Genomic DNA, 20,567 nt, shown 5'->3' with positions numbered 1-20,567 from the left:
TTGCCAATAGTAACGGAGGAGAGTCCACTACACTTACAGAAAGCATAATCTCCGATACTTGTGACAGAATTACCAATAGTAACTTGTGTTACAGAGCAGCCACTGAAAGCATAATCCTTGATTTCGGTTACGCTTTCGGGTATGACTAAATCCGTAACCAAGGTGTTGTCGATATATAGGTTATGGGCGTAATACAGCGGGTTGGCTTCATAGTCGTCAAACCTAATTTCACACCATCCAGCCTCATCGCCTGTATAGTGCACAGCCGTAAGCGCAGAACAGTCTTCAAAAGCAGCGGATCCAATGCTCTTTACAGAATTGCCAATAGTGATGGAGGAGAGTCTCGAGCAACCATTGAAAGCATACTCACCGATGCTTGTGACTGAATTACCAATGGTGACAGAGGAGAGGTATAGCGTGCAATTCTCGAAAGCATGCTCACCGATGCTTGTGACTGAATTGGGGATAGAGACGGAAGAGAGCCTATAGCACCATTCGAAAGAGTAATCTCCGATTGTTGTAACGCCGTCTTCTATCACTACTCTTTCGATATATGAATTATTTCTGCTATACCATGGAGCACCAGATTTACTGTAATCCTTCATCGCTCCCGTGCCGGATATGGTGAGTACACGAGTCTCTGTGTCGAGGGAGTAGGTGACATTGGGACCACAACTACCGGTGTGTACACTGGCATAAAGACAGTTCATGGCTACTACAACGAATAGCAACAACATGTAAAATCGTTTCATTGAAATGACATTTATGGCACTTCAGTCCCTCAAGTGCCATGATACTTTAACACGAAGCGTGGAACTGCAATACTACCACTTCTGATTTGGAGGTCGTAGGAAAAACCTTTAGCACGGATGTGGTAATAGCAGCCCACGCTATAGCGTGAGAACCACTATGCTATCCTTGTGCTAAATTTGAAAGTTTCCTACGTTTCCAAATCACAAGATGAGCATAACGCTTCTTCTTATTCTAACATGTCTTGGATAGATAATATTCTATCACTGCAAAAATAGTGAAAGGTGAGAGCAGAGACAAAAAGAAAACGAAGTTTTCATTTTTAACTATGCCGAACCGCATCCTATTTTCGTGGAACAAAAATAGTAAAAAGTTGTGATAAAACGCTCAATTATAGATAAATTTCCGCACGTTATTTCTTAGCCCCCCGCACTGCTTATCGGGTGGATACCGCATCAGGGTGCGGTATGACCTGCACGTCACCCCGCGCTGCGACGCGGGGTCCAGAGTGGGACGTAAAAGGAATGGATTTGGCGGACTCTCCTGCCTGATCTTTTCCTGGATACCGCATCGGGGTGCGGTATGACCGAGGGCGTCACCCCGCGCTGCGACGCGGGGCCAGAGAGGAACGTAAAAGGGAATGTATTTTGCGGGCTCTCCTGCCCGAGCTTTTCCTGGATACCGCATCAGGGTGCGGTATGACCTGCACGTCACCCCGCGCTGCGACGCGGGGCCAGAGAGGAACGTAAAAGGAATGGATTTGGCGGGCTCTCCTGCCCGAGCTTTTCCTGGATACCGCATCGGGGTGCGGTATGACCGAGAGCGTCACCCCGCGCTGCGACGCGGGGCCAGAGAGGGACGTAAAAGGAATGTATCTGGCGGACACTCCTGCTCGAGCTTTTTCTGGATACCGCATCGGGGTGCGGTATGACAGCGCGTCACCCCGCGCTGCGACGCGGGGTCCAGTAGAAAGGATCGATAAAGTTGAAAAACAACTTTTCCCGTTTGCCTTTTCCCCTCACCTTTCACTATCTTTACATAAGACAGGATGCGTCTCGGGATAAAAAATATCTGAAACAAGTTTCGATATTTTATTCTCCCCTCGCCTTTCACTATCTTTTCAGAAGAAAGGATACGTCTCAGCATAAAAATCAAGCGAGCTTGTTTTTCTGCTTTCGACTTTCACTATCTTTCCAGAAGAAAGGATGCGTCTCAGCATAAAAATCAAGCGAGCTTGTTTTTCTGCTTTCGACTTTCACTATCTTTGCATACTGCGAAAATAGGAGTCGGTTCGGCAAAAAGCTCAAGTAAACTTGGCTTTCTGCTCTCACCTTTCACTATCTTTGCACCACGGCTTTGCGGAGGGGCGGAAGTGCCGCACCTCGTCGGGAGCCGCGAAAGGGAAACTATTCGTATGGATCAACAATACTCTTCGGTTCTGCTCGAAAATGCAGTGAGCGAGTTTGCCAAGCTGCCGGGCATCGGCCGCAAAACGGCGCTGCGCCTGGTGCTCTACCTGCTGCGGCAGGAGGAGGGCGAGGCCGAGAAATTCGGGAATACCATCATCAAGCTGTGCAAGGAGATCAAGCACTGCCACGTGTGCCACAACATATCGGACACCGACACCTGCGCCATCTGCAGCGACCCGTCGCGCGACGCCTCGACGATATGCGTGGTCGAGAATGTAAAGGAGGTGATGGTGGTCGAAAATACCCGTCAGTTCCACGGGCTATACCATGTGCTGGGGGGGGTCATCTCGCCCATGGACGGCATCGGGCCGGCCGACCTCGAAATCGAGAGCCTGGTCGACCGTGTGGCGGCCGGCGGTATCAAGGAGGTGATTCTGGCCTTGAGCGCCACGATGGAGGGCGACACGACCAACTTCTACATCTTCCGCAAACTGGCTCCCTTCGACGTGAAAATCACCATCATCGCCCGGGGTGTCTCGGTGGGCGGCGAACTGGAGTATACCGACGAAATCACACTGGGCCGCTCCATTCTCAACCGCACGCTCTTCAGCGAAAGTTTCAAGGGATAGCGCACACTATTTCGGGCGGGGTATCGTTATACATTATATAAAATAGAGGAGTCGCATTCTGTGGTAAAAATCAGCATCGTCATCGTCAACTACCGGGTGAAATACTTTCTGGAGCAGGCGCTCCGGTCGGTACGGGCTGCCCTGACGGCTCACCCCATGGAGGCCGAAATCTTCGTGGTCGACAACCACTCGCAGGACGACTCGCTCGACTACCTGGCCCCCCGGTTCCCCGAGGTGCGATTCATCGCCAATACCGAAAACGTGGGATTCGCCCGGGCCAACAACCAGGCCATGGAGCTGGCTACGGGACAGTACGTCCTGCTGCTCAACCCCGATACCGTCGTTGCCGAAGATACGCTGCACGAGGTGTGCCAGTTCATGGACTCGCACCCCGATGCCGGCGGTGTGGGGGTGAAGATGCTCGACGGCAACGGCCGTTTCCTGCCCGAGTCGAAACGGGGATTCCCCACGCCGTGGGTCTCGTTCTGCAAGATTTTCGGACTGTCGGCCCTCTTTCCTCATTCGCGCCTCTTCGGCCGCTATCACCTGAAATACCTCTCGCCCGACGAATGTCACCAAATCGACATCCTGTCGGGGGCCTTCATGTTCATGCGCCGGGCCACGCTCGACAAGAGCGGTCTGCTCGACGAGAGCTTCTTCATGTATGGCGAGGACATCGACCTCTCCTACCGGCTGGTACTGGCGGGGTACCACAACTACTACCTGCCCACGCCCATCATCCACTACAAAGGCGAGAGCACCAAGAAGGGGAGCCTGCGCTACGTGCGCATCTTCTACGAGGCGATGCTCATCTTCTTCGAGAAGCACTACCCGCATTACAGCAAGGGGTACTACCTGGCGGTGAAGTTCTCGATCTTCTTCCGGGCCATGCTGGCCGCCGCCCACCGCATCGTGCTCCGTCCCTTCCGCCGGCAGGGCGAGGGCGACAAGCGCGAACGGGGCGAATGGTATATCCTCTCCCGTGAGTCCGATCGTGTAGCCGGCCTCATACCCGGCACTCCCCGCGCCACGGCCATAGAGTCGATGCAACAACTGCCGGCCCCCCGCAAAGGGTCGCCCCTGCGCTACATCGTGCTCGACTCGGGGCTGCTCACCTACCGCCAGATTATCGACATCGTGCAACAGGGTTGCCACGACCGCAACCGGTTCCTCATCTACAACCCGCAAGCGCAAGTCATTGTCTCACCCAAAGAAATCCATACCCGGCCATGAACTACCTCACTGGAAAACAGATTGCCCTCCGGGCTCTCGAACCCGAAGACCTCGACATCCTCTACCGCTGGGAAAACGATACCACGCTGTGGCAGCACGGCTGCACCGTAGCGCCGCTGTCGCGCTACCTGCTCAAATGCTATATTGAGAATTACACGGCCGACATCGCCCGCGACAACCAGCTGCGACTGATGATTGTACGGCGCGACAGCCTCGAGCGGGTGGGACTCATCGACTGCTTCGACTACGACGCCTCCAACCGGCGGGCCGCCATCGGACTGCTCGTCGACCCGGCCTGCACCCGTCAGGGGTTGGGCCGCGATGCGCTCGAGACCTTCATGGAGTATGCCTTCCGATTCCTGCATCTGCACCAGCTCTATGTGCATATTGCCGTGTGCAACACGGCCAGCCTGGGGCTCTTCCGCGCCTGCGGATTCAGGGAGTGCGGCCACCTGGCCGACTGGGTGCGGCTGCCTCACGGCTATACCGATGCCCTCGTATTCCAGAAAATCAATCCCGCAGAAAACGACTAATTGAGCGACGGCTCTTGCGGCGAGTTGAGCCACAACAGATACCCCTCGCCCATGCTGCGCACCGTCTCGCGCCAGAAAGTATCGTCGGTCGCCGCCAGACAACTGGCTGCCGACTGCATGGTGGTGACCGCCCACGACTCTTGCCGCAGCTCGCCGTCGAGCTGGCCGGGCGACCAGCCGCTGTAACCGATGAGGAATTTCACGTGGCGGCACACACTCTCGTCGCTGCGCATGAAGTCGAGCAGCATGTCGAAATCGCCATTGGCAAACAACCCCGGCGCCACCTCTACCGCCCCGGGCAGCGAGGCGATGTCGTGCAGGAAAAACAGGTGGTCGGTACCCACCGGACCACCGCAATAGACCGGTATCGAAGGGATGTGTCCCACCCCCTCGAGCAATTCGTCCAAATGGTATTGTGTAGGGCTGTTGAGCACGAATCCCACGGCCCCCTTTTCGGAATATTCGGCCAGACAGATGACAGCCCGGCGGAAACACCCCTCGTCGAGAAAGGGCTCGGCTACCAGCAGAGCTCCCCGATGAGGCTCAATCAGCTGTCGGCGTATATGTAACGACTCGATGTGCATATCTCCTCCTGTTTGTATCTCTACAAACTTACAAAAAAGTGGCGGAATTTGAAACACCCGAGACGATTTTCGTCTCCTCATCGGACAAAACGCTATGTAGAACAGGTATAAATTAACGATTATGCTACCCCAAACGATATAACCTAACTCAAAACACTCTATATTTGCACTGTTTTTATCTCACTTTGCAATGAACGAGACCGAACAAATAAGCGACATCGACCGGGAGAAAAAAGCGGCCCGGGTCACCTGGGTGGGATTCTTTACCAACCTCATCCTCTCGGCTGCCAAAATCGTGGCCGGCGTAGTGGGCCGAAGCAGCGCCATGGTTGCCGACGGTATCCACTCGCTATCCGACTTTGTGACCGACTTTATCGTCATCATCTTCATCAAAATCTCGTCCAAGAACGAAGACAGCGGCCACCCCTACGGACACGGCAAATTCGAGACCTTTGCCACCATGCTCATCAGCTTTGCCCTCTTCATCGTAGCCATCGGCATCTTCTACTCGGGCAGCGTGAAGATATACGAGGTGCTCAACGGGCGCACCATCGAGCGGCCCACCTACCTGGCCCTCATCATGGCCGCCGTATCGATTGTGGTGAAAGAGGGGCTCTACTGGTATACCATCATCATCGGGCGCAAAATCGAGAGCCCGGCCGTCATTGCCAACGGCTGGCACCACCGGTCCGACGCCTTTTCGTCGATAGGTACCCTCATCGGCATCTCGGGCGCCATGTTCCTGGGCGAACGCTGGCGCATACTCGACCCCATCACCTCGGTTATCGTGGGCATATTCATCATTGGCGTGGCCTACAAGCTGGCCCGTCCCAGCATACAGGAGCTGCTCGAAATGTCGCTTCCCCAGGAGATCGAGCAAAACATCGAGCAGAAGATACAGGCGACCCCCGGGGTCATCACCTTCCACCACCTGCGCACCCGCAAGAACGGCAACGCCTTCATCATCGACATGCACATCAAGGTCGATGCCCGTTCGTCGATTGTCGAGGCTCACGACATCGCCACCCACGTAGAGAACAACCTCAAGGCCGCCTTTGGCAAACACACCCAGGTAAACGTGCACATCGAGCCCTACCAGCCTAAAGCCTGAGCAGCCCCCTGTGGTTACCACCGCAAGCGGGGAGGCACACAGCCGCCACACGCCACACGGTCAGAGCAACCCCAGGTCCTTGGCCACGCGGCACGCCTCGATCGAGTTGCGCACCTGCAACTTGGCCAGAATCTCCTGCCGATGCCGGCTCACGGTATGGACACTGATTGAGAGTGTATCGGCTATCTGCTTACTTATCAACCCCTTGTCAATCAGCCGAAGTACCTGAATCTCGCGGTCGGACAAAATCTTGGACTCGCCGCGCGCCCCCAGCTCGACCACGGCCCCCGTGACCGTATCGACCAGATGGCCCCCGCCCGGCCAGTCGAACGACAGCGGACCATACAGGCACAACGCCAGCCACAGCGAGTTGTTGAACGGGTCGGACACATAAAACATGCGGTGGCACACCCACAGACAATCGCCCGAGGGCGACCGCATGCGCAACTTGCTCACCAGGCAGTAGTGCTGGCGCCTCTCCCTGGGCAGGCGCTTCACGAAGTTGAAGAAACGCAACTCCTGCAAATACTTGTCATACAAGTCCTCGCGAGGGATCAACCCCAATATGTTCTCCTCCCAAATCGAGGCTATCGACTCTTCGGTGCCGGGGCGCTTCAGATTGAGCGTCCTGGCGAATCCGCCATAATAGAGGTAGCTCACGTTGGCGTGCATGTCGCTCAAAACCGACACCGTACCCTCCAGCAGGCTGTAGCTGCGAGCCACCCTCTTGTAGCGCTCCAGCTCGTCGAGGTAACGGCGCCCCTTGGCACTGTCCTGCTTCAGAAACAGACTGTTAAGTTTACCGACTATATCCACGATAGAAAATGGTTATTTATAATCATTGTATATTCTATTTCAGCTCTATACATTTGCAAATATAAAAAAAGTAATGGTTATTTACTACTTATAGACATATACAAATGAAACGCTCAATTCTGTTAACCCTTGCCGTGCTGCTGGCAGCCGCCACGGGCATGGCCCAATCGTTAGAAAAAATGCAATGGTTCAACGAACCCGAACAATGGGAAATCAAAGACAACACCCTCTCCATGTTTGTAACCCCCAAGACCGACTACTGGCGCATCTCGCACTACGGCTTCACCGTCGACGATGCCCCCTTCTACTACGCCACCTACGGCGGTGAGTTCGAGGTCAAGGTCAAAGTCACCGGCGACTACAAGACCCGATTCGACCAGGCCGGCATCATGCTGCGCATCGACCACGAAAACTACATCAAGGCCGGCATCGAGTTCGTCGACGGCAAATTCAACCTCAGCACCGTGGTTACCCACCACACCTCCGACTGGAGCGTCATCACCCTCGACAAGGCCGTGCCCTACATCTGGATCAAGGCCGTGCGCCGTCTCGATGCCGTCGAGGTGTTCTACTCGTTCGACGACAAGGAGTACACCCTCATGCGCAACGCCTGGCTGCAAGACAACACCCCCGTTCAGGTGGGCGTGATGGGTGCCAGCCCCGACGGCGACGGATTCCGCGCCACCTTCGAGCACTTCAAGGTAAAACACCTGCCCGACATGCGCCGCCTCGAATGGCTGAAAAAGAACAGTGCCCAATAAGGGACAAGTTGCTATACGTCCCAATCCCGCGAGCTCCTCACCCCCGACGAGCCCGCGGGATTTTCTTTCTCCGTCCCTTCCCCGCCGGCATGCCGCGCCACAACGTGGTGGCGTTCGTCATGCCGCGCCACGACGCGGAATCCAGAGATACCGGCAAAATTACCCGCAAAATACATTTTCCTTTGTGACACTTGCCTGGACCCCGCATCGCCGTGCGGGGTGACACGGTGCGCATCGGGTGCGGGGGTATCCTCGCAACGGGGTGACTCCCTCTTTTTATCAACAGGCCACGGCGGGGCGGGGCGGACGACCGAAATTTGCAGCAGAACCACTTAAATGCAAATTCCGACATGAACGAACGCAACGTAATCAACGGCACCCTAGCGTCGTATCTGGCTTGGGCGGCCGACCTGGTCTCCCCCATCCGCTGGTTTCTGCTGGCGGCGCTGGCTCTGGTGCTGGCCGACCTGAAATTCGGCATCGATGCGGCCCGCCACCGGGGCGAGGTCATCCGCAAGAGCCGGGCCGTGCGACGCAGCATCAACAAGATTATCGACTACATCTGCTGGATACTGGTAGCCACGAGCTTCGGCCAGGCATTCGGCACCCCCTTCGGCATACCGGTGCTGCCGGCCATCGTGCTGCTGGTGGTCTACGGCTGCGAAATCAACTCGTGTTTCAACAACTACTTCGAGGCCCACGGCAGCCGGTTGCGCATCAACATCTTCAAGTGGTTCAAGGGCAAGAGCGACATCATCGCCCCCGACGAGGACGACGACAAGCCGGACGACACCCCCAGGCCCCCGCACGAGACAACGCCCTGAATGACCGTTCGATAACAATAATTTACGCCAAATCGTAGACGTTTTCGCCTAAAGTTTTGTATTTTTGCGAAAATTTACAAACTTACGTCTATGAATATTCTCGATCTGAGCGAACAAGAGATCATTCGCCGCAACAGTCTTGACGAGTTGCGCAAAATGGGCATCGAGCCCTATCCCGCAGCCGAATATCCGGTAAATGCTTACTCTCAGGAAATAAAAGATAATTTTGTCGACGGTGCCGAAGAGCCCCGTCAGGTATCTATCGCCGGCCGCATCATGAGCCGCCGCATCATGGGCAAGGCCTCGTTTATCGAGTTGAAGGACTCGGTGGGCCGCATCCAGGTATATATCTCGCGCGACGACCTTTGCCCCGGCGAAGACAAGGAGCTGTACAACACGGTATTCAAGAAGCTGCTCGATATTGGCGACTTCGTGGGTATCCGCGGTTTCGTATTCCGCACACAGACGGGCGAAATCACCGTACACGCCCAGGAACTGACGGTACTCTCCAAATCGCTGCGCCCGCTGCCTATCGTCAAGATGAAAGACGGCGTGGCCTACGACTCGTTCGAAGACCCCGAACTGCGTTACCGCCAGCGCTACGTCGACCTGGTAGTAAACGAGGGAGTAAAAGATATTTTCATCAAACGTACGAAGGTCTACACCTCGATGCGCGAGTATTTCAACGCCCGCGGCTATCTGGAGGTCGAGACCCCTATTCTGCAATCGATTCCCGGCGGTGCCGCCGCCCGGCCCTTCATCACGCACCACAACGCCCTCGACATTCCGCTCTACCTGCGCATTGCCGATGAGCTCTACCTCAAACGCCTCATCGTGGGCGGCTTCGAGGGGGTATACGAGTTCTCCAAGAACTTCCGCAACGAGGGTATGGACCGCACCCACAACCCCGAGTTTACCTGTATGGAGATTTACGTCTCGTACAAGGACTATAACTGGATGATGGACTTCACCGAGAAGATGCTCGAGAAGATTTGCATCGACGTGAACGGTACCGACCAGATCAAGGTGGGCGACAACGTCATCAGCTTCAAGCCGCCCTTCAAGCGCATCACCATGCTCGACGCCATCAAGGAGCACACCGGCATCGACATCAGCGGCATGAACGAAGCACAACTGCGCGAGGTGTGCAAGCAGATAGGCGTAGAGATCGACGAGACCATGGGCAAGGGCAAGATCATCGACGAAATCTTCGGCGAAAAATGCGAAGGCCACTACATACAACCTACCTTCATCACCGACTATCCCATCGAGATGTCGCCCCTCACCAAGCGTCACCGCCACAACCCCGAGCTGACCGAGCGCTTCGAGCTCATGGTCAACGGCAAGGAGCTGTGCAACGCCTACTCCGAGCTGAACGACCCCATCGACCAGCGCCTGCGCTTCGAAGAGCAGCTGCGTCTCTCGGAGAAAGGTGACGACGAGGCCATGTTTATCGACAACGACTTCATCCGCGCCCTCGAATACGGCATGCCCCCCACGTCGGGCATGGGTATCGGCATGGACCGCCTCGTGATGCTGATGACCGGCCAGACCACCATACAAGAGGTGCTCTTCTTCCCGCAGATGCGTCCCGAGAAGGTACAGAAACGCGACAAAGAGGCCGCCTATACTGCCATAGGTGTACCGGCTCAATGGGTAGCCCCCATCCAGAAAGCCGGCTACCTCACCGTAGCCGACCTGGCCGAGGCCAACCCCAACAAGATGCACCAGGAGATTTGCGGCATCAACAAGAAATATAAACTCGACCTGGCTAACCCCACGGTCGACGACGTAAAAAATTGGGTAGAAAACGCAAATAAATAATCCTCCAAAAAGCCCTATCCTATCACATGACCATTCCCGGTAAAATAGCGATCATGGGGGGCGGCAGTTGGGCTACGGCGCTGGCCAAGCTGACGCTGAACAATGCCGACAGCATCCTGTGGTACATGCGGCGCGACGACCGTATTGCCGATTTCAAGCAAACCGGCCACAACCCGGTGTACCTGTCGGATGTCGCCTTCGACACCTCGCGCATCCACTTCAGCTCCGACATCAACGAAATTGCCGAAGCGGCCGACACCCTGATACTGGTGACGCCCTCGCCCTACATGAAGGCCCACCTCAAGAAGCTGGACACCGACATCAGCGGCAAATTCGTAGTGACGGCCATCAAGGGCATCGTACCCGACGAGAACATGATTGTCACCGAGTATCTGCAAACCTTCTATCACGTGCCCGAATCGCAGTTGGCCGTCATCGGCGGCCCCTGCCACGCCGAGGAGGTGGCCCTCGAACGACTCTCCTACCTCACCGTGGGATGCAACGACCTGGAGCGGGCCCATGCGCTGGCCAACGCCCTCAACGGAGCCAAACTGAAAACCATCGTCTCGACCGACGTCAGAGGCATCGAATACTCGGCCGTGCTGAAAAACGTCTACGCCATTGCCGCCGGCATCTGCCACGGCATGAAGAGCGGCGACAACTTCCAGGCCATGCTTGTCTCCAACGCCCTCAACGAGATGAACCGCTTCTTGCGGGCCGTATCGCCCTGCGAACATCGAAACATCAGCGACTCGGTGTACCTGGGCGACCTGCTGGTGACCGCCTACTCCCGCTTCAGCCGCAACCACAATTTCGGCTCCATGATCGGGCGCGGTTATTCGGTCAACGCCGCCAAGATGGAGATGGAGATGATTGCCGAGGGATACTACGGCACCAAGTGCATCTACGAGATAAACGAGCGCTACCACGTGAACATGCCTATCCTGCAATGCGTTTATGATATACTATACAAAAAGGTATTGCCCCGGCATGCCATCGAAAATATTTACGATACATTTCTATAATCAACAAATAGAGTCAAAGCTATGAAATCAATCGAATTGAACATCGAAAAAGCTTTAGGAACCGTATCCAAGAGCGACGTCTTCGCTTTGCAAGACAAAGCTGCAAACGGCATCGAAATGCTTCACAAAGGTACCGGCAAGGGTAACGACTTTCTGGGTTGGCTGCACCTGCCCTCCGAAATAACCGAAGCCCATCTGGCCGACCTCGAAGCCACAGCCCAACAGATGAAAGAGCGCTGCGACATCGTAGTCGTTATCGGTATCGGCGGCAGCTACCTGGGTGCCAAAGCCGTAATCGAGGCCCTCTCGGATACCTTCGAGTTCCTGCACCACGAACATAAAAACCCCATTGTCCTCTTTGCCGGACAGAACATCGGCGAGGACTACCTGTATGAACTGCAAACCTTGCTGAAGGGGAAATCGTTCGGCATCGTCGTTATCTCCAAATCGGGAACGACTACCGAGCCGGCCATCGCCTTCCGTCTGCTCAAGGAGCAACTCGAGGCTCAAGTGGGCAAAGAGGAGGCCAAGCACCGCATCGTGGCCATCACCGACGCCCACAAGGGTGCCCTGCGCAAACTGGCCGACACCGAGGGTTACAAGACTTTCGTCATCGCCGACAACGTAGGCGGCCGCTTCTCGGTACTCACCCCCGTAGGTCTGCTGCCCATCGCCATCGCGGGCTTCGACATCCGCGCCCTCGTGGCCGGTGCCGTTGCCATGGAGAAGGCTTGTGGCGAAGAGGTTCCCTTCGAGCAGAACCCCGCCGCCATCTATGCCGCTACCCGCAACGCCCTCTACCAGAGCGGCAAGAAGGTCGAGATTCTCGTCAACTTCAACCCCAAACTGCACTACTTTGCCGAGTGGTGGAAACAACTCTACGGCGAGAGCGAAGGTAAGGACCACCTGGGCATCTTCCCCGCTTCGGTCGACTTCACGACCGACCTGCACTCGATGGGTCAATGGATTCAGGAGGGCGAACGCATCATCTTCGAGACCGTGCTCTCGGTAGCCCAGATGAAGCACACGGTTACCATCCCCTCGGACCAGGAGAACCTCGACGGCCTCAACTATCTGGCTGGCAAACGCGTAGACGAGGTGAACAAGATGGCCGAGCTCGGTACGCAAATCGCCCACGTCGACGGCGGTGTGCCCAACCTCAAAATCGTGGTTCCCGAACTCACCGAAACCTATCTGGGCCAACTCATCTACTTCTTCGAGAAGGCTTGCGGTATCAGCGGCTACATCTTGGGCGTGAACCCCTTCAACCAACCGGGCGTAGAGGCTTACAAGCGCAACATGTTCGCCCTGCTCAACAAACCCGGCTACGAAGAGGAGAGCAAAGCCATCCAGGCTCGCATCTGACCATCGCACTTCTGGTGACAATTATAAAGCAAAAGCCTGCCGATTTTCGGCGGGCTTTTACTTTATATAGCTTTTCAGTAACATTTTTCCATATATTTACCTATCTTTACGGGGTAAACTTTATTCGTTCGAGCTATGAAAAAACTGATTGCTCTTCTGTGGGCGCTTTATGGCCTGCAAGCGACACAAGCCGCCATCGAATCTCCCGTCGCTCTCCCGGCTACCGATGTGACCACCACCTCGTTCACAGCCAACTGGCAGCCCGTCGAAGCGGCATCGGGCTATCAACTGAATGTTTTTGCCTACACAATGGCCGATTCGGGTACCCCCGAGACCTCGATTACCGAAAGTTTCGAGGGGCTGGTCCCCACCACGCTGGGATCGAAGCGCAACAAATACATCGACTTCGACCGGTCGACCCTGCCCGAGGGGTGGAGCCTCGACGTAACCGGCGGCTCGGTGCGCCAGCTCTACACCACGACGGTCGCCACCGACACCACCTCGGTACACTCGGGCACGATAGCCCTCGCCTTCGATTCCGAGCGCGACTCGATAGTCACCCCCATCCTGCCGGCTCCCGCTTCACGGTTTTCGTTCTGGGTCAAGAATGCCAACGGCAACGGCACCGTAGCTGCCTACGGTTACGACGGCAACCAGTGGAGCCTGCTGGGCGAAACCTCGACCATCTACTACCCGGCTGGCGGCATCGTGGAGTATAGCCGCGAAATTCCCGTGGGGTGCATCCGGTTCAAAATCACCTACACCGACGAGGCTCCCGACATGAACAGCCCCACCGCCATCGACGACATCGCCATCACCTACGGCGGAATGGTCAAGACACGCGACTATCTGATAGAAGGGTTGGAGACCACAAACACTTCGGTCCCCGTAAGCGGTCTGCAACCCGATACCGACTACTTCTATACGGTACAGAGCATCCAGGGCAACGAACGCTCGGCCGAGTCGAACATCGTCGATGTCTTCGGCTTTGCCGGCTCCCTCGAAACACCCCGCCTCAACGACTTTACCGAAGTGCACGGCGGGCAGTACACCGCCAACTGGAGCACCGTAATCGGGGCCGACGGCTACGTGCTCTACAACATCTATACCCACACGGCCCAACGCGACGAGCCGGGACAGACGGTTCTCTATGAGAACTTCGACGCCTTCACCGGCGGCACCGTAGAGCTACCGGTCGACGACATGGGCGGCACCAACTACGATGACTACACCACCGTGCCCGACTGGTCGGCCTTCTACGGCTGCTGGACCGGCGGCATGCTCGGCGGTATCAGCATCTCCACCCCCACCATCGCCATGAGCAACACCGGCGGATACACAGCCAAGGCCCGCATCTACGGAGCCATGGGCGACCAGGTCGACTTCAACAACTACTACCAGACGGGGAATGCCGAGAAAAAGAGCGTCACACTCTCCCACCCCGGCTACAACGAGGTCACGATTACCTTCGACCACAGCAGCCCGACGACCAGTCTCGAAATCTACTTCCGACAGAGAGACTATACGCAAGAGATGTATCTCGACGAACTCACCCTCACCCAGAACCTCTCCACGGGCGACAGCTTCAGCTACAACTACGACTACCGGCTCGTCGAGGGACGACGCATCAACAGCTATACCTTCACCGACCTGCCCCAGGCGTGGGGCGACCGCTTCGCCTTCCGCATGAGTGCCTATGCCGAATCGGACGGCAAGCTCTACCAGTCGTCGTGGACCGCGCTGACCGAGGTTCCCCTCCCGGCCAGTGTCGAGAATCTCGAAAGCGACCCCGCCGGGGTGAAGGTGATGACCCGTCCCGGCGGCCTCGTCGTACGCCTGCAAGCCTCGTGCCCCTTGACGGTCTATAACCTGCAAGGGCAACTGGTACGGCAACAGCCGGGCCTCGAAGGCGACAATACCCTCGACCTGCAACCCGGCCTCTACCTGCTGCGCTGCGGCAACCACACCCTCAAGGTGGTGGTACCGTAACCCGCCGGCCGGCCAATTCTACACACAGATAGACACATACCTGACAGAAAAATCGAAGGGGCACCGACCGATACCGTTGTATCGTGCAGTGCCCCTCTCGTTTACAGGTCGCACAGATTAGCGTACCAGCACTTTAAGATTAGCATAATTCAATCCTTTTTCGTCGCGCAACACGACCACATAACAACCACGCGCCAAGGTTATATCGGTACTCCCGACAAAATTGCGCTGGGCAACCAGTCGCCCGTCAAGGGCAAATATATGGGTCTGCAAAGCCACTGCAGTCGTGGTGTGCAGCGACAGCGTATGATTCCACGCATACCAGGTGAGGCCGCCCAACTCCTCGACGGGAGCGATGCCGCTGCCCCCGATGGTCTCCTCGGTATCGACGCGCATCTTCATCCGATTGAGGTCGAGCGTGATGATACACGGGTCGGTGGCAGCCACGGTAAACTTGTAGTCGTTGCCCTCGACAAACGAGTTGTACTCATAGACTACGTCGTGCTCCTCACCGGGGTGAACCGGCTCGTCGCGGGTCGTGGCCACATAGCAGCGTTCCCAGGTACCCCGCCGGCGCAGGAATTTGAAATCGCCGCCCTGCACCTCGCCCTGCCAGCGGTATACACCGTCGGCAATGGGGTCGAGCACCATCGGGTGCGAGTTGTCCCACCCACAGGGCATGGCGGCACCTGCGGCAAATACCGAGAGGGGGAAGGGATCCTCGATCAGGTCGGGTTCGAACTTCTCGACCGTCATGGTCATGTGGAGCAGATCGACCTTGATTTCGTAGTAGCCGTCGCCGCTGCGGTCCGAGGCGATGCTCCATTTGTTATCCTCGCCATTCAGCCGCATGTCGAGCGGTTGACCTATCTTGTCGGCAATCGGGCAGTCGCCCGTGAGCGCCGGGTGATACTTGTCGTCCCATGTCAAGTGCGGTATGAACATGAAGCTGCCACACTCGTCGCCCTCGTCGTTGTAGCGCATCACCCCTTTGTAGTAGAATATATAGGGATACTGCGTATCGGGAACGAGTTGCTTGGCATCCTGGAATTTCCAGAACTGAATCTCGCGGTTGAACGGGCCGCCGATGATGTAGAGATTCTTCGGCAACTCTATCCGCTCGGCTTTCAGACTCTTCTCCTCACCGTCGACGGTAAGGGTGAGCCGGTATACATCGGTCTTGTCGGCATAGCGGATGCTCATGCCCCGCTCGTCGGGGTCGGCCTCGTGCAGGGGTATGGAGTCGCCCAGAGGGTTGTTGCTGCCACACTCCTGAATATACTGGGTAGTACCGTCGGTTACCTTGAAGAGATCTTCGACCATAGGCCCTACATACTCAAACCGATTGGCGTTGTCGCTCACCGGCGAGAATACCACCGGACTCTTCAGCTCGGCCGTATCGCCCACGAGTTTCCATTCGGCGCCTGCTGCCGGAAACATGCCCCACAGCAAGGCAAAAGCAACTATATATTTACCTGCTTTTCCCATAACCGCCTCCTCCTTTTATTCAACGGTGAGGGTTATGGTTTCGCTGCAAGCCGTAGCGGGTACCGAGATGACAATCTTCTTACCCTCGGCGTCGTATTCATAGTCGGCAGCCGTACCGTCGGCGTATGTTACCCGGGCAGGAGCCTCGTCGCGAGCCAGAATCTCGAGGCGATAAGAGCGCGACTGAGGCATGCCCTCGAACGAGCCGGTGCGCGGATAGATGGTGCAGACGGTCTTCTCTCCGTCGCTCTGCTGGGTGATGCGGGTAAAGGTATAGGCGGTTTCGTAGTCGGCACTGTTGCCGGCATCTTCGTAGAAGTTGAACTCACCCTCGGCACCCGGAGCAAATTGCAGAATCAGCGTTTCGGGGCGCTCCTTCAGGTGCATGATGCGCGGGTAGAGCGGCACGATAGCCCCCTCGCGATAGTAGTAGGGAATCTGGTCGCGGGTAAAGGTGCGCGTCACCACACGACCGCCGTCGAGCACCTGGCCGGTCATCACCTCGTACCACTTGCCTTCGGGCAGCCAGATGGTCTTCTCGCTCTGGTTCGTACCGTTGTCGGTAGCCGTGATGGGGGCAGCCAGAATGTCGTTGCCAAACATGTACTGACCCTCGTAGCGGTAGGCCTCGTCGGCCTCGGGATAGTCGTAGTACATGGGGCGGCAGATGCCTACGCCCGTGTCGTACGACCAGCGGGCCATCGTATAGATATAGGGGATAAGGGCGTAGCGCAGATAGATGGCATCGCGCATCTGCTCGAAGTTCTCATATTTCCAGATACGGCGCTCGATGTGGCCGGCAGCCGTCGAGTGGGTGCGCAAGATGGGCGAGAACACGCCGTATTGAATCCAACGCAGGTAGAGCTCGGAGTTGTTGGGCCAGTCTTGAATGTGGCCGCCGATGTCGTGGCTCCAGTAGCCATAGCCTACATTGGAGGCGGTAGCGGTGAAATAGGGCTGGAAGGCCAACGACGAGAAGGTCGAATGCGAGTCGCCCGAGAATCCGATAGGATAGCGGTGGTTGCCCAGTCCGCCCCAGCGGTGGAAGATGAAGGGACGGTCCTTGCCTTGCAGCTTCTTGTCGTTGAAGAAGACATGGTTCAACCAGAAGGTGTTGCCCAGGTTGGGTTCGTTCTGGGCAATCATCCATTGTTGCCAGTCGACCCACCAGAAATCGACGCCGATATTCTCGTGCGGGCGCAGAATGTGCTCGAAGAAGGCTTCGTAGAAATCTTTGTTCTCGATATTCCAGCGGATGGTACCGTCGGCATTGGTCAGGCTGTCGGCCGTGATGTCGGAATAGCGGTTGGACAAGTCGGCATACAAAGCCTCGTAGTTATCCTCTTTAGGGAAAACACCATCGGCCGGGTGCAGGTTGAGCGTCGTGTTGAGGTGCTGCTCGTGCAACCAGGCGATAAAGCCGGCCGGGTCGGGAAAGAGCTCCTTGTTCCAGCTCCAGCCGGTCCACTCGGTACCGTTGGTATCGCCGGTCTTGCCGTTGCGGTGCCAGTCCATATCGATGACGAGCACATCCATGGGGATGTCGCGCGAACGGATGTCGTTCACAATATCCCGCATGTCCTGCTCGGTATAGCGTTGATATTTCGAATACCAGTAGCCAAAGACGTAGAGCGGAGGCAACGGCATTTTACCGGCAATGCGGGTGAAATCGTACAAAGCCCGCTTGTAGTCGTGACCGTAGCCCATGAAATACAGGTCCAGCGAGTTGGGGTCTTTGCGTTGGGCCACCCAGTCCATACCCCCGTCGGGGTCTTTCTCGAACATCAGGCTCAGGCTGCCATCCTTGCGGGGCTCGCGCTCGTCGATTACCGCCCAGCCCGACCGCGACAGCAAACCGTTCTCGAGCCATTCGCGCACATCGCCCTCGGCATTGTCGAGGGTACGGGTGGTACCTTTCAGGTTATAGGGGTCCTCTTTCCCGGGATACCACACCTCTTCGGCACCATTCACCTCGAAGGCTATCTGCAGGTTGTGGTCGCAACGGTCATTGTTCACCGGGTAGGTACCCAACTTGTACTGCAGCTCCAGCTTGTCGGTCGTGATATAGAGGTAACCGTCACGCTCTTCTTGCGTGAAACGGGGTACCGGCAAGTTGCGGTTGATGACCACAAACGAAGCCCGATCTTCGAACTGTTTCTTTTCGCTGTATTCGATACGAATCATTTCGGGAGTCAACACCGTGAAACGCATGTTTCCCGATTGGACAATGGCGGCCTCGTTGGCTACCGGATTGTTTTGTGCCCAGCCTCCGAACGAGAGCAGAAGAGTGGCGGCACTTAGGAGCATTTTTTTAATGTGATTCATGAATCTATAAATTTAAATAGATGTTTAAGGTCATTACACTTTTATGACAAAAAAAAGGCAACCAACCCTTATAGGCCTTTTGAAAAAATTTCGCCGTGTAGCCTAACAGACTCAAAGAGAATAAAAATAAATAGAAAAAGAAGAGGCCACCCCCGCGAAGGGGTAGCCTCGGTACATGCTGTTACAATGCGTTATCGGCAACGGCGAGCGTCAATCTTCCGACTCCAGCTCGGCGTCATACTCTGCGGCATCGCCCACCGTATCGTCGTCTTCCAACGCTTCAGAATCGGTAAGGATAGCTTTGACAAAGGTCGGTTTTTCGTTAAACAGCACCACGGCCGACTGATAACCGTCGGGGGTGATAAACTCCACCCGGGCCACGGTGCCCAACACCTCGGCCGTATCGCGACCGGCATACTGGGCCAGCGACTCGTACGACCCGATATAGTCCTCGACGTTCACGCCCACAAACTGGTCGTAAGCCGCCTTGGCCTCTTCGTATTTACGGATGTAGGAGAAGTCGCGCTCCTTGTCGAATTTCACATAGGCCTCGTGATTTTCGGGCAAACGCTCCATGGCCAGTTTGTAGCCCTCGATTTTCGAGGCATAGTTGCGGTCGTTGCCATGGGCACGCTGGGCCTCCTGCAGTTTGCGGGCATAGTCGGCCCGGCGGGCAAACTGGCTGTTCTCGTCGAGCTTGTAGTTGTGCTCGGCCACCTCCATCTCGTATTTCAACTGTTGCTCGGTAGATACATAGGTATCGATTGCCGCTTGACGACCGGCCCGGAGGCTGTCGGCAATAGTCACCTCGTGCAGGGCCTCGACCTGAATCGAATCGACCTGGTCGGGGGTCAACCCCTCATCGGCCGACAAAACCCACGTACCGGCTTTCAGTTCCGATTTTACATACTCTTTGAACGCGCCGGCATAGTCGCCGTCGGCTACGTTGCTCCCGCAAGCACACAGAAGCACGCTCAATGCACAAGCCGGGAACCATTTTCTGATAACTGTCTTCATATCTCAACTATAATTTTTCACAAAAATAGTGAATGCTATTTTATAATCAAAAGATAAATCGAAGCATTCACAAATTTCCTCTTTGGCAAATTATTTCAAAAACTCTATTTTTGTATAAACAAACTACCGATAGAAGATGTGCGAAATTGAAGCTATCCAAAACTACCTGATCAAACATAACGCCGCGTGCATCGACCCCAAGGCCGCTCTCATCGACATGGACGGCGTGCTCTACGACTCGATGAAAAATCACGTCGAGGCCTGGTATCGCACCCTCACGCCCATGGGCATCCGCTGTACCCGCGACGAGTTCTACCTCCACGAAGGCCGGACGAGCAGCAGCACCATACGCTGCCTGTTCGAGAAGCAATTCGACCGGCATCTCTCCGACGAGGAGTGCGCCCGCATCTACGACATCAAGAAGAGAATCTTTGCCGAACTGCCCGAAATTGTCCCCATGCCGGGTGCCGACCGCATGCTGCAACGCCTCCTGGCCAACGGCATACGCCCCGTGCTCGTCACCGGGTCGGGACAGAGCTCGCTGCTCGACCGCCTTGACCGTGACTATCCCGGGGTATTTGCCCCCGATTGCAAGGTGACGGCCTTCGATGTGAAGATAGGCAAGCCCAACCCCGAGCCCTACCTGATGGGGCTGACCAAGGCCGGCGTCAAGGCCAACGAGGCCATTGTCATCGAAAACGCCCCGTTGGGTGTCACGGCCGGTGCTGCCGCCCGGGTATTCACCGTAGCCGTCGATACCGGACCCATCGAGGCCCAGGCCCTCACCGAGGCCGGTGCCGACCTGGTGTACCCCTCCATGCCCGACTTTGCCGACCGGGTAGACCACCTCATCGAAATCCTGCGTACCACCAACCGATAACCCC

Annotated in this window: 17 protein-coding genes; 11 read left to right on the top strand and 6 right to left on the bottom strand. The window is 56.2% G+C overall.

The features are described 5' to 3' along the window. On the bottom strand, positions 1-752 hold a 752-nt coding region (locus B5F38_RS14285), incomplete at its 3' end, for a leucine-rich repeat domain-containing protein (RefSeq protein WP_143240960.1). A gap of 1,412 nt (positions 753-2,164) precedes the next feature. Between B5F38_RS14285 and recR the strand changes: the two genes are divergently transcribed. Genes recR through B5F38_RS09390 form a run of 3 tightly spaced genes read left to right on the top strand, consistent with a single transcriptional unit; the run spans position 2,165 to position 4,554 of the window. Then, positions 2,165-2,788 carry a recombination mediator RecR gene (gene recR / locus B5F38_RS09400; protein ID WP_087409033.1) on the top strand — a complete coding sequence of 208 codons (624 nt, stop codon included), beginning with the start codon at positions 2,165-2,167 and terminating at the stop codon, positions 2,786-2,788. A gap of 60 nt (positions 2,789-2,848) precedes the next feature. After that, positions 2,849-4,021 (top strand): glycosyltransferase family 2 protein, encoded by a 1,173-nt coding sequence (locus B5F38_RS09395; RefSeq protein WP_087409032.1) that lies wholly within the window; start codon positions 2,849-2,851, stop codon positions 4,019-4,021. Then, positions 4,018-4,554, top strand: coding sequence for a GNAT family N-acetyltransferase (locus tag B5F38_RS09390; protein WP_087409031.1), 537 nt, complete (start codon positions 4,018-4,020; stop codon positions 4,552-4,554). The genes B5F38_RS09395 and B5F38_RS09390 overlap by 4 nt, the downstream gene beginning before the upstream one ends. Here B5F38_RS09390 and B5F38_RS09385 read toward each other — a convergent pair. Next, positions 4,551-5,138 carry a YqgE/AlgH family protein gene (locus tag B5F38_RS09385; RefSeq protein WP_158096865.1) on the bottom strand — a complete coding sequence of 196 codons (588 nt, stop codon included), beginning with the start codon at positions 5,136-5,138 and terminating at the stop codon, positions 4,551-4,553. The two genes, B5F38_RS09390 and B5F38_RS09385, sit on opposite strands and share 4 nt — an antisense overlap. A 190-nt stretch (positions 5,139-5,328) precedes the next feature. On the opposite strand from B5F38_RS09385, the gene B5F38_RS09380 reads away from it, so the two are divergent. Further along, positions 5,329-6,249, top strand: coding sequence for a cation diffusion facilitator family transporter (locus tag B5F38_RS09380; RefSeq protein ID WP_087409029.1), 921 nt, complete (start codon positions 5,329-5,331; stop codon positions 6,247-6,249). A gap of 60 nt (positions 6,250-6,309) precedes the next feature. On the opposite strand, the gene B5F38_RS09375 is transcribed toward B5F38_RS09380, so the two are convergent. Beyond that, positions 6,310-7,065, bottom strand: a complete 756-nt coding sequence (locus B5F38_RS09375; RefSeq protein ID WP_087409028.1) for a LuxR C-terminal-related transcriptional regulator — start codon at positions 7,063-7,065, stop codon at positions 6,310-6,312. A 104-nt stretch (positions 7,066-7,169) separates the two neighbouring features. On the opposite strand from B5F38_RS09375, the gene B5F38_RS09370 reads away from it, so the two are divergent. The 6 genes from B5F38_RS09370 (at position 7,170) to B5F38_RS09345 (ending at position 14,853) form a co-directional block, all read left to right on the top strand. Beyond that, positions 7,170-7,826 carry a DUF1349 domain-containing protein gene (locus tag B5F38_RS09370; RefSeq protein ID WP_087409027.1) on the top strand — a complete coding sequence of 219 codons (657 nt, stop codon included), beginning with the start codon at positions 7,170-7,172 and terminating at the stop codon, positions 7,824-7,826. 350 nt (positions 7,827-8,176) lie between these two features. Further along, the gene (locus B5F38_RS09365) at positions 8,177-8,650 is read left to right on the top strand and encodes a hypothetical protein (RefSeq protein ID WP_087409026.1); all 474 of its coding nucleotides are present in this window, start codon (positions 8,177-8,179) and stop codon (positions 8,648-8,650) included. A gap of 90 nt (positions 8,651-8,740) precedes the next feature. Next, positions 8,741-10,474 carry a lysine--tRNA ligase gene (gene lysS, locus B5F38_RS09360; protein ID WP_087409025.1) on the top strand — a complete coding sequence of 578 codons (1,734 nt, stop codon included), beginning with the start codon at positions 8,741-8,743 and terminating at the stop codon, positions 10,472-10,474. 26 nt (positions 10,475-10,500) lie between these two features. Continuing rightward, positions 10,501-11,499, top strand: coding sequence for an NAD(P)H-dependent glycerol-3-phosphate dehydrogenase (locus B5F38_RS09355; RefSeq protein WP_087409024.1), 999 nt, complete (start codon positions 10,501-10,503; stop codon positions 11,497-11,499). A 21-nt stretch (positions 11,500-11,520) separates the two neighbouring features. Continuing rightward, positions 11,521-12,864: a glucose-6-phosphate isomerase gene (locus B5F38_RS09350; protein WP_087409023.1), complete on the top strand. Its 1,344-nt coding sequence runs from the start codon at positions 11,521-11,523 to the stop codon at positions 12,862-12,864. Positions 12,865-12,999: 135 nt separating this feature from the next. Further along, a complete protein-coding gene (locus tag B5F38_RS09345) occupies positions 13,000-14,853 on the top strand; it encodes a T9SS type A sorting domain-containing protein (RefSeq protein WP_087409022.1) in 1,854 nt (617 codons plus the stop codon). Between the two features lie 117 nt (positions 14,854-14,970). Here the strand turns inward: B5F38_RS09345 and B5F38_RS09340 are convergent, their stop codons facing one another. The 3 genes from B5F38_RS09340 to B5F38_RS09330 form a co-directional block, all read right to left on the bottom strand. Beyond that, positions 14,971-16,341, bottom strand: a complete 1,371-nt coding sequence (locus B5F38_RS09340; protein ID WP_143240959.1) for a SusF/SusE family outer membrane protein — start codon at positions 16,339-16,341, stop codon at positions 14,971-14,973. Between the two features lie 15 nt (positions 16,342-16,356). Continuing rightward, positions 16,357-18,666 carry a glycoside hydrolase family 31 protein gene (locus B5F38_RS09335; protein ID WP_087409020.1) on the bottom strand — a complete coding sequence of 770 codons (2,310 nt, stop codon included), beginning with the start codon at positions 18,664-18,666 and terminating at the stop codon, positions 16,357-16,359. A 210-nt stretch (positions 18,667-18,876) separates the two neighbouring features. Further along, entirely contained in the window at positions 18,877-19,683 is an 807-nt protein-coding gene (locus B5F38_RS09330; protein WP_143240958.1) for a hypothetical protein, read from the bottom strand. 136 nt (positions 19,684-19,819) lie between these two features. Between B5F38_RS09330 and B5F38_RS09325 the strand changes: the two genes are divergently transcribed. Further along, positions 19,820-20,563, top strand: a complete 744-nt coding sequence (locus tag B5F38_RS09325) for an HAD-IA family hydrolase (RefSeq protein ID WP_087409018.1) — start codon at positions 19,820-19,822, stop codon at positions 20,561-20,563. Positions 20,564-20,567 lie beyond the last annotated feature (4 nt).

Origin of the sequence: Barnesiella sp. An22, from assembly GCF_002159975.1 — a bacterium.
Taxonomy (GTDB): domain Bacteria; phylum Bacteroidota; class Bacteroidia; order Bacteroidales; family Barnesiellaceae; genus Barnesiella; species Barnesiella merdigallinarum.
Note: the sequence above shows the minus strand (reverse complement) of the source record. Positions and strands in the feature narration are given on the sequence as shown.